The organism is Stenotrophomonas sp. Steno-Z10-BAI (assembly GCF_056393115.1).
On record NZ_JBWJOZ010000003.1, the window covers coordinates 380,758 to 393,400 of the forward strand.

A 12,643-nucleotide genomic window follows, 5' to 3' on the forward strand; every position below is an offset into this window, starting at 1 on the left:
GATGGCCGCGATGAGCGATAACAACGACAGCAAGACGCTGCGCACGGTCGAAGGCCGTGTCGTCAGCAACAAGATGGACAAGACGGTCACCGTGTTGGTGGAGCGCCTGGTCAAGCACGCCCTGTACGGGAAGTACATCAAGCGTTCGACCAAGCTGCACGCACACGACGCCGACAACACCTGCAACGAAGGTGATGTCGTTCGTGTGACCGAGATTGCTCCGATGTCCAAGACCAAGAACTGGCGCGTGGTGGAAGTCATCACGCGTGCGGTTCAATAAGGAGATCTGACTCATGATCCAGATGCAGAGCTACCTCGAAGTCGCGGACAATTCCGGTGCCAAGGAAGTGATGTGCATCAAGGTGCTCGGCGGCTCCAAGCGCCGCTACGCGCACATTGGCGACATCATCAAGGTCACCGTGAAGGATGCAATCCCGCGCGGCAAGGTCAAGAAGGGTGAAGTGTTCGACGCCGTCGTGGTGCGTACCCGCAAGGGTGTGCGTCGCGCCGATGGTTCGCTGATCCGTTTCGATGCCAACGCCGCGGTCCTGCTCAACAACAAGCAAGAGCCGATCGGTACCCGCATCTTCGGACCGGTGACGCGTGAACTTCGTTCCGAGAAGTTCATGAAGATCGTCTCGCTCGCTCCCGAAGTGCTGTGAGCGACAGGAGATAATCATGGCTAACCGTATCAAGAAGGGCGACCAGGTTGTCGTCAACACCGGCAAGGACAAGGGCAAGCAGGGCGAAGTCGTCCGCGTCGACGGCGATCGTGTGATCGTCGCCAACGTGAACATCGTCAAGCGCCACACCAAGCCGAACCCGCAGGCAGGCGTTGCCGGCGGCGTGGTCGAGCGTGAAGCGTCGATCCATATCTCCAACGTGAATGTGCTGAACCCGGCTTCGGGCAAGGGCGAGCGCGTTGGCTTCAAGGTGCTGGAGGATGGACGCAAACTGCGTGTGTTCCGCTCCAGCGGTGAGGCGCTCGACGCCTGAGGAATGAGCAGATGAATTCCCGTCTCGAAAAGTTTTACAAGGAAGAAGTGGTGCCGGCGCTGATGAAGCAGTTCGGCTACACCAATCCGATGCAGGTTCCGAAGCTGGTCAAGGTCACCCTGAACATGGGTGTCGGCGAAGCAGCCACGAACAAGAAGATCCTGGAAAATGCCGTCGCCGACATGGCCAAGGTCTCCGGTCAGAAGCCGATCGTGACCAAGTCCCGCGTCTCGGTGGCATCGTTCAAGATCCGCGATGGTTGGCCGATCGGCTGCAAGACCACGCTGCGTCGTGAAAAGATGTACGAGTTCATGGACCGTCTGATCAACATCTCGTTGCCGCGCGTGCGCGACTTCCGTGGTGTCTCGGGTCGTTCCTTCGACGGTCGTGGCAACTTCAACATGGGTGTGAAGGAACAGATCATCTTCCCGGAAATCGACTTCGACGCTGTCGACGCGATCCGCGGCATGGATATCGCCATCACCACCACCGCCAAGACCGATGCGGAAGCGAAGGCGCTGCTCGCAGCGTTCAAGTTCCCGTTCCGTAACTGATACGTCGAGGAATCCGAAATGGCAAAGACCTCCATGGTCAACCGCGACCTCAAGCGTGCGAAGCTGGCCGTCAAGTACGCCGGCAAGCGTGAAGAGCTGAAGAAGATCATCTCCAGCGCGACCGCGTCGTACGACGAAAAGGCCGAGGCCGTCATCAAGCTGCAGAAGCTGCCGCGCGATTCGTCGCCGAGCCGTCACCGCAACCGTTGCGAGCTCTCGGGCCGCCCGCGTGGCGTGTACAGCAAGTTCGGCCTGGGCCGTAACAAGCTGCGCGAAGCCACCATGCGTGGTGACGTGCCGGGCCTGCGCAAGGCCAGCTGGTAAGGGATTCGTCCCTTCAACTGCCCGGTGCCTTCATGGCGCAGGGCAGGGGAGAGGGGCCGGTTTTCCGGCTCTGATCCCGGATTAAGGGAGCCCGACGCAAGTCGGGCTCTTTTTGCCGTATACTCCCGCGTCTTGCTCGCCCGCAAGGCGTGAGCAGTGTGTGAAGACGGGCCCTGGCCCATTCCAGGTAGACACAAGATTTTCGCGAAAGCGGATATCGGTGCACTCAAAGGTATCGACTATGAGCATGACTGATCCCATCGCCGACCTGCTGGTACGCATCAAGAATGCGGCCGCGGTTGGCAAGCAGACGGTGAAAGCACCGTCCTCCAAGATCAAGGTGGCAATCGCAGAGGTGTTGAAGGCCGAAGGCTACATCACCGATCTGCGCGTGACCAAGATCGAGAACAACAAGGCCGAGCTTGAAATCGTCCTGAAGTATTTCGAGGGCAAGCCGGTCATCGAGACCCTGAAGCGCTTCTCGCGTTCGGGTCTGCGCCAGTACCGTGGCAAGTCCGAGCTGCCGAAGGTCCTCAACGGCCTGGGTATCTCCATCATCTCCACCTCCAAGGGCATCATGACTGATGCGCAGGCGCGCCAGTTGGGCGTCGGCGGCGAAGTCCTGTGCTTCGTGGCCTAAGGCGAGAAGGAACCAACTATGTCCCGCGTAGCCAAGAAGCCAGTCAACCTGCCCAAGGGCGTTGAACTGAACATCCAGCCGGAATCCGTCAGCGTGAAGGGCCCGAAGGGCACCCTGTCGCTTGCCAAGGTTGCTGGCGTTGAAATCACTGTCGACAACGGCGTTGCCACCCTGGCCGCCAACGATGCCTCGCTGGTTGCCCTCACCGGCACCGTGCGCGCCATCCTGGCCAACATGGTCAAGGGCGTCACCGACGGCTTCGAGCGCAAGCTTGAGCTGGTCGGCGTCGGCTACCGTGCTGCCATGCAGGGCAAGGATCTGAACCTGTCGCTCGGGTTCTCGCATCCGGTCCTGTTCGTGGCGCCGGAAGGCATCACCATCTCGACCCCGACCCAGACCGAAGTGCTGGTCCAGGGCACCGACAAGCAGCGCGTTGGCGAAGTTGCCGCCAAGATCCGTGGCTTCCGTCCGCCGGAGCCCTACAAGGGCAAGGGTGTGAAGTACGCCGGCGAAGTCATCATTCGTAAGGAAGCCAAGAAGGCCTAATTCAGGTCCTCAGCTTTCCAAGGAAAAAGATCATGAACAAGAACATCGCTCGTCTGCGTCGTGCCAAGTCGACCCGTGCACACATCCGTGTGCTCGGCGTGCCGCGCCTGTCGGTGCTGCGCACCGGCCAGCACCTGTACGCCCAGGTCTTCACCGCCGATGGCTCCAAGGTGCTGGCGTCGGCCAACACCACCCAGGCCGACGTCAAGGAAGGCTTGAAGAACGGCAAGAACAGCGACGCCGCCACAAAGGTCGGCAAGCTGGTCGCCGAGCGCGCCAAGGCTGCGGGCATCGAGAAGGTCGCTTTCGACCGCTCGGGCTACCGCTACCACGGTCGCATCAAGGCACTGGCTGATGCAGCCCGCGAAGGCGGCCTGCAGTTCTAAGGGATAAGGAAGCGGGGCTGGTCCCCGCTTCCGCCTGCCTGCCGGCGCGGGTTGCGCCGGGCGACGTCCTTCTTCTGCAGGGGCGCTCGATCCACCGCTTCATTCCACAGCTATAAGCGGCATTGAGCCGTACATACTCAATCAATCAAGGAATCAACATGGCAGAAGAACGTCAGCAGCGGGGTCGCGATCGCGATCGCCGCGAAGAGAAAGTCGACGACGGCATGATCGAAAAGCTGGTCGCGGTCAACCGCGTCAGCAAGACCGTCAAGGGCGGTCGCCAGTTCACCTTCACCGCACTGACCGTGGTCGGTGATGGCGCAGGCAAGGTTGGCTTCGGTTATGGCAAGGCGCGTGAAGTGCCGGTCGCGATCCAGAAGTCGATGGAACAGGCTCGCAAGAACCTGGCCAATGTCGATCTGAACAACGGCACGTTGTGGCACCCGGTGAAGTCCGGCCACGGCGCAGCTCGCGTGTTCATGATGCCGGCCTCCGAAGGTACCGGTGTGATCGCCGGTGGTGCCATGCGCGCCGTCCTGGAAGCCGTTGGCGTCAAGAACGTGCTGGCCAAGGCCGTCGGCTCGCGCAACCCGATCAACCTGGTTCGCGCCACGCTGAAGGGTCTGAGCGAAATGCAGTCGCCGGCCCGCATCGCGGCCAAGCGCGGCAAGAAGGTGGAGGATCTCAACCATGGCTAATGACACCACCAAGACCATCAAGGTCCGTCTGGTTGGCGGCCTGCGCGGCGCCCAGGCACGTCACCGCCTGTCGGTGAAGGCGCTTGGCCTCGGCAAGCTCAATAGCGTACGTGAACTGAAGGACAGCCCGCAGGTTCGCGGTCTGATCAACAAGGTCCACTACCTCGTCAAGGTTGAGGAATAATCCAATGACCATGCATCTCAATGAACTGAGCCCGGCACCGGGCGCTCGTAAAGAGCGTACCCGGGTCGGTCGTGGTATCGGCTCCGGCCTGGGCAAGACCTGCGGCCGCGGCCACAAGGGTTCGTTCGCCCGTAAGGGTGGCGGCAAGATCAAGGCAGGCTTCGAAGGCGGCCAGACCCCCATGCAGCGTCGTCTGCCGAAGGTCGGTTTCCGTTCCAAGATCGCCAAGGACACCGCTGAAGTGCTGTCCTACCAGCTTGAGCGTCTGGAAGCTGGCGAGATCGACTTTGCCGCGCTGCGCGCTGCCAAGCTGGTCCCGAGCACCGCTAAGCGTGCCAAGATCGTCATGAAGGGTGGCCTGACCAAGGCATTCACCCTGAAGGGCGTCGCTGCAACGGCCAGTGCCAAGGCCGCGATCGAAGCTGCCGGCGGCAGCGTACAGGAGTAAGACATGGCGCAAGCTGGCATTGGTAACCTCGGCGGCGGGCTCGGCAAGTTCACGGAACTCCGCCAGCGACTGCTGTTCGTCATCGGGGCATTGATCGTCTACCGCATCGGCTGTTATGTGCCGGTGCCTGGCGTCAATCCCGATGCCATGCTTGCGCTCATGCAGGCGCAGGGCGGCGGCATCGTGGACATGTTCAACATGTTCTCGGGCGGCGCCCTGCACCGTTTCAGCATTTTCGCGCTGAACGTGATGCCGTACATCTCGGCATCCATCGTGATGCAGCTGGCGGTCCACATCTTCCCGGCATTGAAGTCGATGCAGAAGGAAGGTGAATCGGGTCGTCGCAAGATCACCCAATATTCCCGCATCGGCGCCGTGTTGCTGGCGGTGGTGCAGGGCGGCAGCATCGCGCTGGCGCTGCAGAACCAGGTCTCCCCGGGCGGTGCCCCGGTCGTCTACGCACCGGGCATGGGCTTCGTGCTCACCGCCATCGTCGCGCTGACCGCCGGTACCATCTTCCTGATGTGGGTCGGTGAGCAGGTCACCGAGCGCGGCATCGGCAACGGTGTGTCGCTGATCATCTTCGCCGGCATCGTGGCCGGCCTGCCGGGCGCGGTCATCCACACCGTGGAAGCCTACCGCGACGGCAACATGAGCTTCATCGCCCTGCTGCTGATCGTGCTGGTGGTGCTGGCCTTCACCTACTTCGTGGTGTTCGTCGAGCGCGGCCAACGCCGCATCACGGTGAACTACGCACGTCGCCAGGGTGGCCGCAACGCGTACATGAACCAGACCTCGTTCCTGCCGCTGAAGCTGAACATGGCGGGCGTGATCCCGGCCATTTTCGCCTCGAGCATCCTGGCATTCCCGACGACGCTGGCCATGTGGTCCGGCCAGGCCAGTTCGGCCACGTGGCTGCAGAAGGTCGCCAACGCCCTCGGGCCGGGCGAGCCGCTGCACATGATCGTGTTCGCCGCGCTGATCAGTGGTTTCGCGTTCTTCTACACCGCGCTGGTGTTCAACTCGCAGGAAACCGCCGACAACCTGAAGAAGTCGGGCGCGCTGATTCCGGGCATCCGTCCGGGCAAGGCCACCGCCGACTACGTGGATGCCGTGCTGACCCGCCTGACGGCCGCCGGTTCGCTGTACCTGGTGATCGTCTGTCTGCTGCCGGAAATCCTGCGCACCCAGCTCGGCGCCTCGTTCTACTTCGGCGGCACCTCGCTGCTGATCGTGGTGGTGGTGGTGATGGACTTCATTGCCCAGATCCAGGCGCACCTGATGTCGCACCAGTATGAGAGCCTGTTGAAGAAGGCCAACCTGAAGGGCGGCAACCGCGGCGGTTTTGCCCGCGGCTGATTGACCTGTTACACTAGTCTTCTTGTTGCGAAGGCCCTCCGGTTCCCGGACTGGCCTTCCAAATCGAAGGGCGGCCCCTGCAGCGGTTTCGGGTGGGGGTGTGATGTGGTGGTCCTGCGCGGGAGTAGCGCGGGCGGCGGCGGGGGCAACCTCTGCAGTCAACGACATCCGGCGCCGGAGCATGGGCACACTCCCCACGCCGGGTCCATGGAACCTTCAGGTTCCACGGGCTTCCCAGTAAACCGAGACCTTGATAGAATCGCTAGTTCACTTTTTTGATCCATCCTGCCGGATTGGCGCGCCCATGGTGCGCTGTCGGCCATCACTCAGCTGGAGAACCGCGTCATGGCGCGTATTGCAGGCGTCAACCTGCCAGCCCAGAAGCACGTCTGGGTCGGGTTGCAAAGCATTTACGGCATCGGCCGTACCCGTTCGAAGAAGGTCTGCGACGCCGCAGGCGTGACCTCGACCACCAAGATCCGCGATCTGTCGGAGCCGGAAATCGAGCGTCTGCGTCTCGAAGTCGGCAAGTACATCGTGGAAGGCGATCTGCGCCGTGAAATCGGTATCGCGATCAAGCGCCTGATGGATCTGGGCTGCTACCGCGGTCTGCGTCACCGTCGCGGTCTGCCGCTTCGTGGCCAGCGCACCCGTACCAACGCCCGCACCCGCAAGGGCCCGCGCAAGGCGATCAGGAAGTAAGGGACCTAAGAAATGGCTAAGCCCGTCGCTAAGACCAAGAAGAAGATCAAGCGCGTCGTCACTGACGGCGTCGCCCACGTCCACGCTTCTTTCAACAACACCATCGTGACCATCACCGACCGTCAGGGCAACGCTCTGTCGTGGGCGACCTCCGGTGGCGCTGGCTTCCGCGGTTCGCGTAAGTCCACCCCGTTCGCTGCCCAGGTGGCTGCCGAGAAGGCCGGCCGTGCCGCGCTCGACTACGGCGTCAAGTCCCTGGAAGTCCGCATCAAGGGCCCGGGTCCGGGTCGTGAGTCGGCCGTGCGCTCGCTGAACAACGTGGGCTACAAGATCACCAACATCATCGACGTGACGCCAATCCCGCACAACGGGTGCCGTCCGCCGAAGAAGCGTCGCGTCTAAAGGAGCGATAAGAAATGGCTCGTTATATCGGTCCTACCTGTAAGCTCGCCCGCCGCGAAGGCGCCGACCTTTCCCTCAAGAGCCCGGCCCGTGCGCTGGACTCCAAGTGCAAGCTGGAGCAGAAGCCCGGCCAGCACGGCGCCACTGCCCGTAAGGGCAAGCTGTCCGACTACGCTACCCAGCTGCGTGAAAAGCAGAAGGTCAAGCGTATCTACGGTCTGCTGGAGCGTCAGTTCCGCAACTACTACAAGAAGGCCTCGACCAAGAAGGGCAACACCGGCGAGAACCTGCTGCAGTTGCTGGAAACCCGTCTTGACAACGTCGTTTACCGCATGGGCTTCGCAGTGACCCGTCCGGCTGCCCGTCAGCTGGTCTCGCACCGCGGTGTCACCGTGAACGGCAAGTCGGTCAATCTGGCTTCGTACCAGGTCAAGGCTGGCGACGCCGTCGCTCTGTCCGAGAAGGCTGCCAAGCAGCTGCGCGTCCAGGAAGCCCTGACCGTGTCTGCTACGCATGACCTGCGTCCGTCGTGGGTTGAAGTTGATTCCGGCAAGTTCGCCGGCATCTTCAAGGCCGTGCCGGATCGTTCGGACCTGCCTGCGGATATCAACGAAGCGCTGATCGTCGAGTTGTATTCGAAGTAATTCACATTGGAGAACCTCCGGGTCACACCGGAGGTTCGCAGGAGAACCCGCAACATGACGGTTACCGCCAACCAGGTTCTGCGTCCTCGCGGTCCGCAGATCGAACGCCTTACCGATACCCGCGCCAAGGTCGTCATCGAACCCTTGGAGCGTGGTTACGGGCATACGCTGGGCAACGCCCTGCGTCGCGTGCTGCTGTCGTCCATCCCGGGCTTCGCCATCACGGAAGTCGAAATCGATGGCGTACTGCACGAGTACACCACGCTTGAAGGCTTGCAGGAGGACGTGCTGGAAGTCCTGCTCAACCTGAAGGATGTGGCCATCCGCATGCATACCGGCGACAACGCTACGCTGTCGCTGTCCAAGCAGGGTCCGGGTGTCGTTACCGCTGCTGATATCAAGATTGACCATAACACCGAGATCCTCAATCCGGCTCATGTGATCTGCCATCTCACCAAGGATGTGGCGATCAACATGCGTCTGAAGGTCGAGCGCGGTTTCGGCTACCAGCCTGCTGCTGCTCGTCGTCGCCCGGATGAAGAAACCCGTGCCATCGGCCGCCTGGTCCTGGATGCGTCGTTCTCGCCGGTCCGTCGCGTCGCCTATTCGGTGGAAGCGGCCCGCGTGGAACAGCGTACCGATCTGGACAAGCTGGTGCTGGACATCGAGACCAACGCGACGATCGATGCCGAGGAAGCCGTGCGCACTGCCGCCGACATCCTCAGCGATCAGCTGTCGGTCTTCGGTGACTTCACCCACCGCGACCGCGGTGCGGCGAAGCCGGCCAACAACGGCGTGGATCCGGTGCTGCTGCGCCCGATCGACGATCTGGAGCTGACCGTGCGTTCGGCCAACTGCCTGAAGGCAGAGAGCATCTATTACATCGGCGATCTGATCCAGAAGACCGAAGTGGAGCTGCTCAAGACCCCGAACCTCGGCAAGAAGTCGCTGACCGAGATCAAGGAAGTCCTCGCACAGCGCGGTCTTTCGCTCGGCATGAAGCTGGAGAACTGGCCGCCGGCCGGTGTCGCCCAGCACGGCATGCTCGGCTGATCCAGCGCTACGCAAGATGCTTGACCCCGCACCTTCGGGTGCGGGGGCTTCACCCGCAACACCCCGCACCGACAGGTCGATAGCCTGCGGTGACGGCCAGCCAGGACGGCTGGCACCGGACCATCCGCAGTCCAAGCAGCAACGCCAGGATGGCGACAGCGATACCCAACCGATCCAACATTCACTTCAGGAATCACCGTCATGCGTCATATGAAGTCCGGTCGTAAGTTCAACCGCACCAGCGCCCATCGCGAAGCAATGTTCAAGAACATGGCCGCGTCGCTGTTCAAGCACGAGCTGATCAAGACCACCCTGCCGAAGGCCAAGGAACTGCGCCGCGTTGCCGAGCCGCTGATCACCCTGGCCAAGGTTGATTCGGTTGCCAACCGTCGTCTGGCGTTCGCTCGCCTGCGCGACAACGAAGCCGTCGGCAATCTGTTCACCACCCTGGGCCCGCGTTACGCGAGCCGTCCGGGCGGTTACCTGCGTCTGCTGAAGTGCGGTTTCCGCGCTGGCGACAATGCGCCGATGGCCTACGTGGAGCTGGTCGATCGTCCGGCTGCTGTGGCTGAAGCCGTCGAAGAGTAATCTTCGAGCTGTACCTGTTATTCGGTGAAGAACCCGGCCTTGTGCCGGGTTTTTCCGTTTCTGGGGTTTGATGGCGGCAACGACTGCACACATGGTCGGTGCGCAGGGGGTAAAGCAAAGCATGTGGCGGTCGCGGTGCGTGGGTAGTGCCGGCCGCTGGCCGGCTCCTCAGTACCGTCGCTGCGTTGGGGTGGTTCCGCTTGATGTACGGAACATGCTGTCCGGTCCGCTGCGCCGATGGTCGGCAGGTGCGCATGGACGTGGGCGGTCACGGCCCTGTTAATCTTGGGGCCTGGACTTTCACGAGTGTTGGCAATGAATCCATTGCGTTGGAGTTTCCGCGCCCAGTTCCTGTTGGGGTTTCTGGTCTGCGCGGCGCTGTTGGGGTATGCGATCTTCCTGCAGTTGAAGATGGGGCTGGAGCCGTGTCCGTTGTGCATTTTCCAGCGGATTGCATTCGCGGCATTGGGGCTGCTGTTCCTGATCGGAGCGCTGCATGGTCCGCGTGATCCGGCCGGGCGGAAGACGTATGGGGTGCTGGCCTTCATCGCGGCCGCGGTCGGTATCGGTATTGCCGGGCGCCATGTGTATGTGCAGTTGCTGCCGCAGGACATGGGCTCGAGCTGTGGGCCGCCGCTGAGTTTCCTCAGTGAGACGATGGGGCCGTTCGAGGTGTTCCGCACCGTGCTGACCGGTACCGGCAACTGCGGCAACATCGATTGGCAGTTCCTGGGCCTGACGATGCCGATGTGGAGCCTGGTGTGGTTTGCGGCATTGGCGGTGTGGGCGCTGGTGACGGCGTTCCGTGCCCGTCGCCGCCACTGAGGCGTTTCTCAACTCAGTGACCTCGGCCTGGCCACGCAACGCGTGCCAGGCCGGGTGCTGCGATCAGGTCTGGATGCTGCTGATCTGATTGAATGGCAGGGCTTTCTCGCGAAGCTCAGAAGTCCTGCTGCAGGCTGAGGTAGGCGCCGCGGCGGGGACCCCATTGCGGGGCGAAGACGCCGATGCCGCCGCCGTCGCGCAGTTGGTAACTGCGGTCCAGTGCGTTGACCAGGGCGATCTGTGCATGCAGTGGGTGGCCGCTGTCGGCGTTGAAGTCGTGGCCGGCGCTGAGGTTGAGCTGCAGGTAGGCGGGGAGTTCGCCGCCGTTGGGGATGCCATCGGCATCCGAGCGCAGGCCGCTGCCGAACACGTAGTCGGCGCCAAGACGGTTGTGCCCGGCGAAGGCGTAGCTGATGCCGCCGGACGAGGTCAGTTTCTGGTCGTGGTCCAGATGGATCCAGTTGTTCTGGACGTAGGCCAGTGCCTTGGGATCGAGGTTGTACTGGCCGGTGATCACCTGCTTGCCCATGGCCTTGTTGTAGGCGGCATTGACGTAGGCGCTGAGCGGGCCGTTGCTGTAGTCGGCGCTGAATTCCACGCCGTGGATGTGGCCGAGGCGATAGTTGAAGGTGGAGTAGATGTAGGCGGCGCCGAACTGGCCTTCGTCCTGCAGGCGGTCGACCTTGCGGTCGTAAGCGTCCAGGCCCAGGGTGAGGTGTTCGCCCACCTGCTGGGAGACGCCGATGTCGTAGTAGTCGCTGCGCTCGGACAGCGGCGTGGTGCTCCCCCCGGTCGGTTGCTGGTTGGTGGTGCCGTCGTAGAGCGCGATGTCGCTGCTGGCCACCAGTTCGCTGGCCGGCGGGGTGAAGTAGCGCGAGTACCCGGCGTGCACGGTGGTGCTGTCGGTGGCGTTCCAGACCACGCCCACCCGCGGGCTGAGCTGGCCTTCGGTGCCGCCGAACGCCTTGTAGCGGTCACCGCGCAGGCCGTAATTGACCGTCCAGTCCTCGCCGAGGCGCCATTCGTCCTGCAGATAGACCGCGGTGGTGGTGGCGTTGAAGGCGCTCGCCTCCGGAATGCGCAGGGGCGTGGTGCTGGCCTGCTGGCCGTCGGCGTCGACCGGGAACACCCAAGTGTCGCTGCCGGCGCGGGCGCGCTCGGCGTTGACGTACAGGCCGTAGCGCAGCGTGTGGTTTTCACCGAGCGGGGTGGAGAAATCGGCCTGCACGGTGTTGGCGCGGTTGCTGCGTTCCACCTGTGAGGCGACGCCGTTGAAGATCAGATCGCCGGCGAGGTCCGGGTTGAAGGACAGGTCGCTGTACCGCTGCCCGGCCGAAACCTGGTAGGCGGTGCTGCCCAGCGCACCCTGCAGCACCAGCATGCCGAAGCGGGTGGTCTCGCGCTGGGTTTCGTCCAGCGCGGCGGAGTCCGCAGTGACCGTATCCAGGTAGCCGAACTGCGGGGTCTGGCCAGGGTTGACCGGGATCTGGAACCGGTTGTTGGAGAACCCGGCGAACAGGCTCAGGCGGGTGTCGTCGTTGATCAGATAGGTCAGGTCGGCGAATGCCTTGCCCTGGTGGGTGTCATCGTGGTCCGGCCTGCGCGAGGCGGTGGGGTTTTCCATGCCGACCTGGTTCTGGTCGTAGTTGCCGGTCAGATACCAGCTCCAGCGGCCCTGGCTGCCCCACCACGAGGCGTTGGGGTTGACCTTGCCGTAGGAGCCGGCAGTGAGGCCGGCGCTGCCGCCATCGCCCAACTCGGCGCCGCTGCGGGTGGTGATGTCCACCACAGCGGCCGTGCGCTCGCCGAACTGCGCCGGCAGCGCACCGTCCATCAGGCGGATGCTCTTGATCGCGCGGGCATCCAGGGTCTGGCCGAAGCCGGAGATCGATTCGGGCAGCAGGACGCCGTTGAGCCGGTACTGGAGGTTGGCATGGTCGCCGCGCACGTGGACGCCGCCGTAGGAGTCCTGGACCACGCCCGGGGCCTGCAGCAGCACCTGGTTCAACGGGGTGGAGGCGCCCAGCGGCAGGTTCTGGATGTCTTCGGCGGTGATCTGGTACTGGCTGCTGCCGATATCCGGCGACAGCGCATTGCGCGCCTGGTCGAGTTTGGCGCTGACCGTGACCGCATCCAGCTCGGTCACCGCAGGGGCGGCGGTGGATGGGGTGGCGGCGAGGGCGGGCAGGCCGGTCAGGGCCAGGGAAACAGCGATACCGGTAGCAAGCAGGGAGGGCTTCATGAGGATGGCTTGGCTGGGCAAAGGGAGGAGGGGCCGGCCTGGCAAGTGTTAC

The 12,643-nt window shown here is 63.0% G+C and carries 19 protein-coding genes; 18 read left to right on the forward strand and 1 reads right to left on the reverse strand.

Annotated elements, in window-relative coordinates; translation table 11 throughout:
• Positions 1 to 10 precede the first annotated feature (10 nt).
• From rpsQ to AC06E9_RS10670, 18 genes are all read left to right on the forward strand, one after another.
• The gene (rpsQ, locus tag AC06E9_RS10585; protein WP_121042876.1) at positions 11 to 280 is read left to right on the forward strand and encodes a 30S ribosomal protein S17; all 270 of its coding nucleotides are present in this window, start codon (positions 11 to 13) and stop codon (positions 278 to 280) included.
• Positions 281 to 293: 13 nt separating this feature from the next.
• The gene (gene rplN, locus AC06E9_RS10590; RefSeq protein WP_017355415.1) at positions 294 to 662 is read left to right on the forward strand and encodes a 50S ribosomal protein L14; all 369 of its coding nucleotides are present in this window, start codon (positions 294 to 296) and stop codon (positions 660 to 662) included.
• A 16-nt stretch (positions 663 to 678) separates the two neighbouring features.
• Entirely contained in the window at positions 679 to 996 is a 318-nt protein-coding gene (rplX, locus tag AC06E9_RS10595) for a 50S ribosomal protein L24 (protein WP_017355416.1), read from the forward strand.
• A gap of 11 nt (positions 997 to 1,007) precedes the next feature.
• A complete protein-coding gene (gene rplE / locus AC06E9_RS10600; protein WP_019186154.1) occupies positions 1,008 to 1,550 on the forward strand; it encodes a 50S ribosomal protein L5 in 543 nt (180 codons plus the stop codon).
• 18 nt (positions 1,551 to 1,568) lie between these two features.
• A complete protein-coding gene (rpsN, locus tag AC06E9_RS10605; RefSeq protein WP_121042878.1) occupies positions 1,569 to 1,874 on the forward strand; it encodes a 30S ribosomal protein S14 in 306 nt (101 codons plus the stop codon).
• 241 nt (positions 1,875 to 2,115) lie between these two features.
• On the forward strand, positions 2,116 to 2,514 hold the full coding sequence (gene rpsH / locus AC06E9_RS10610; protein WP_019186156.1) for a 30S ribosomal protein S8: 399 nt from the start codon (positions 2,116 to 2,118) through the stop codon (positions 2,512 to 2,514).
• Between the two features lie 18 nt (positions 2,515 to 2,532).
• On the forward strand, positions 2,533 to 3,060 hold the full coding sequence (rplF, locus tag AC06E9_RS10615; RefSeq protein WP_121042880.1) for a 50S ribosomal protein L6: 528 nt from the start codon (positions 2,533 to 2,535) through the stop codon (positions 3,058 to 3,060).
• 32 nt (positions 3,061 to 3,092) lie between these two features.
• A complete protein-coding gene (gene rplR / locus AC06E9_RS10620) occupies positions 3,093 to 3,446 on the forward strand; it encodes a 50S ribosomal protein L18 (protein ID WP_121042882.1) in 354 nt (117 codons plus the stop codon).
• A 158-nt stretch (positions 3,447 to 3,604) separates the two neighbouring features.
• Positions 3,605 to 4,144 (forward strand): 30S ribosomal protein S5, encoded by a 540-nt coding sequence (gene rpsE, locus AC06E9_RS10625; RefSeq protein WP_121042884.1) that lies wholly within the window; start codon positions 3,605 to 3,607, stop codon positions 4,142 to 4,144.
• Positions 4,137 to 4,328: a 50S ribosomal protein L30 gene (gene rpmD / locus AC06E9_RS10630; RefSeq protein ID WP_121042886.1), complete on the forward strand. Its 192-nt coding sequence runs from the start codon at positions 4,137 to 4,139 to the stop codon at positions 4,326 to 4,328. The genes rpsE and rpmD overlap by 8 nt, the downstream gene beginning before the upstream one ends.
• Positions 4,329 to 4,332: 4 nt before the next feature.
• Positions 4,333 to 4,776: a 50S ribosomal protein L15 gene (gene rplO / locus AC06E9_RS10635; RefSeq protein ID WP_121042888.1), complete on the forward strand. Its 444-nt coding sequence runs from the start codon at positions 4,333 to 4,335 to the stop codon at positions 4,774 to 4,776.
• A 3-nt stretch (positions 4,777 to 4,779) separates the two neighbouring features.
• Positions 4,780 to 6,135, forward strand: a complete 1,356-nt coding sequence (secY, locus tag AC06E9_RS10640) for a preprotein translocase subunit SecY (RefSeq protein WP_019186162.1) — start codon at positions 4,780 to 4,782, stop codon at positions 6,133 to 6,135.
• 345 nt (positions 6,136 to 6,480) lie between these two features.
• Positions 6,481 to 6,837: a 30S ribosomal protein S13 gene (gene rpsM / locus AC06E9_RS10645; RefSeq protein ID WP_019186163.1), complete on the forward strand. Its 357-nt coding sequence runs from the start codon at positions 6,481 to 6,483 to the stop codon at positions 6,835 to 6,837.
• Between the two features lie 12 nt (positions 6,838 to 6,849).
• Positions 6,850 to 7,239: a 30S ribosomal protein S11 gene (gene rpsK / locus AC06E9_RS10650; protein ID WP_017355427.1), complete on the forward strand. Its 390-nt coding sequence runs from the start codon at positions 6,850 to 6,852 to the stop codon at positions 7,237 to 7,239.
• Positions 7,240 to 7,253: 14 nt separating this feature from the next.
• Positions 7,254 to 7,883: a 30S ribosomal protein S4 gene (gene rpsD, locus AC06E9_RS10655; protein WP_019186164.1), complete on the forward strand. Its 630-nt coding sequence runs from the start codon at positions 7,254 to 7,256 to the stop codon at positions 7,881 to 7,883.
• A 54-nt stretch (positions 7,884 to 7,937) separates the two neighbouring features.
• Complete coding sequence (locus tag AC06E9_RS10660; protein ID WP_121042890.1) at positions 7,938 to 8,936, forward strand: DNA-directed RNA polymerase subunit alpha; 999 nt, start codon at positions 7,938 to 7,940, stop codon at positions 8,934 to 8,936.
• Between the two features lie 201 nt (positions 8,937 to 9,137).
• Entirely contained in the window at positions 9,138 to 9,524 is a 387-nt protein-coding gene (gene rplQ / locus AC06E9_RS10665) for a 50S ribosomal protein L17 (protein ID WP_121042892.1), read from the forward strand.
• 315 nt (positions 9,525 to 9,839) lie between these two features.
• Complete coding sequence (locus AC06E9_RS10670) at positions 9,840 to 10,349, forward strand: disulfide bond formation protein B (RefSeq protein ID WP_070426690.1); 510 nt, start codon at positions 9,840 to 9,842, stop codon at positions 10,347 to 10,349.
• Positions 10,350 to 10,464: 115 nt separating this feature from the next.
• Here AC06E9_RS10670 and AC06E9_RS10675 read toward each other — a convergent pair whose 3' ends face one another.
• Positions 10,465 to 12,591 (reverse strand): TonB-dependent receptor, encoded by a 2,127-nt coding sequence (locus AC06E9_RS10675; protein ID WP_478056023.1) that lies wholly within the window; start codon positions 12,589 to 12,591, stop codon positions 10,465 to 10,467.
• Positions 12,592 to 12,643 lie beyond the last annotated feature (52 nt).

What these genes read in the sequence shown, in the direction of transcription:
- rplF (WP_121042880.1), top strand. Translation starts at nt 2,533, where the DNA reads ATGTCCCGCGTAGCCAAGAAGCCAGTCAACCTGCCCAAGGGCGTTGAA.
- rpsN (WP_121042878.1), top strand. Translation starts at nt 1,569, where the DNA reads ATGGCAAAGACCTCCATGGTCAACCGCGACCTCAAGCGTGCGAAGCTG.
- rpsD (WP_019186164.1), top strand. Translation starts at nt 7,254, where the DNA reads ATGGCTCGTTATATCGGTCCTACCTGTAAGCTCGCCCGCCGCGAAGGC.
- AC06E9_RS10675 (WP_478056023.1), bottom strand. Translation starts at nt 12,591, where the DNA reads ATGAAGCCCTCCCTGCTTGCTACCGGTATCGCTGTTTCCCTGGCCCTG.
- rpsM (WP_019186163.1), top strand. Translation starts at nt 6,481, where the DNA reads ATGGCGCGTATTGCAGGCGTCAACCTGCCAGCCCAGAAGCACGTCTGG.
- rplQ (WP_121042892.1), top strand. Translation starts at nt 9,138, where the DNA reads ATGCGTCATATGAAGTCCGGTCGTAAGTTCAACCGCACCAGCGCCCAT.
- rpsK (WP_017355427.1), top strand. Translation starts at nt 6,850, where the DNA reads ATGGCTAAGCCCGTCGCTAAGACCAAGAAGAAGATCAAGCGCGTCGTC.
- rplE (WP_019186154.1), top strand. Translation starts at nt 1,008, where the DNA reads ATGAATTCCCGTCTCGAAAAGTTTTACAAGGAAGAAGTGGTGCCGGCG.
- rplN (WP_017355415.1), top strand. Translation starts at nt 294, where the DNA reads ATGATCCAGATGCAGAGCTACCTCGAAGTCGCGGACAATTCCGGTGCC.
- rpmD (WP_121042886.1), top strand. Translation starts at nt 4,137, where the DNA reads ATGGCTAATGACACCACCAAGACCATCAAGGTCCGTCTGGTTGGCGGC.
- rpsQ (WP_121042876.1), top strand. Translation starts at nt 11, where the DNA reads ATGAGCGATAACAACGACAGCAAGACGCTGCGCACGGTCGAAGGCCGT.
- AC06E9_RS10670 (WP_070426690.1), top strand. Translation starts at nt 9,840, where the DNA reads ATGAATCCATTGCGTTGGAGTTTCCGCGCCCAGTTCCTGTTGGGGTTT.
- rplR (WP_121042882.1), top strand. Translation starts at nt 3,093, where the DNA reads ATGAACAAGAACATCGCTCGTCTGCGTCGTGCCAAGTCGACCCGTGCA.
- rplX (WP_017355416.1), top strand. Translation starts at nt 679, where the DNA reads ATGGCTAACCGTATCAAGAAGGGCGACCAGGTTGTCGTCAACACCGGC.
- rpsE (WP_121042884.1), top strand. Translation starts at nt 3,605, where the DNA reads ATGGCAGAAGAACGTCAGCAGCGGGGTCGCGATCGCGATCGCCGCGAA.
- secY (WP_019186162.1), top strand. Translation starts at nt 4,780, where the DNA reads ATGGCGCAAGCTGGCATTGGTAACCTCGGCGGCGGGCTCGGCAAGTTC.
- rplO (WP_121042888.1), top strand. Translation starts at nt 4,333, where the DNA reads ATGACCATGCATCTCAATGAACTGAGCCCGGCACCGGGCGCTCGTAAA.
- AC06E9_RS10660 (WP_121042890.1), top strand. Translation starts at nt 7,938, where the DNA reads ATGACGGTTACCGCCAACCAGGTTCTGCGTCCTCGCGGTCCGCAGATC.
- rpsH (WP_019186156.1), top strand. Translation starts at nt 2,116, where the DNA reads ATGAGCATGACTGATCCCATCGCCGACCTGCTGGTACGCATCAAGAAT.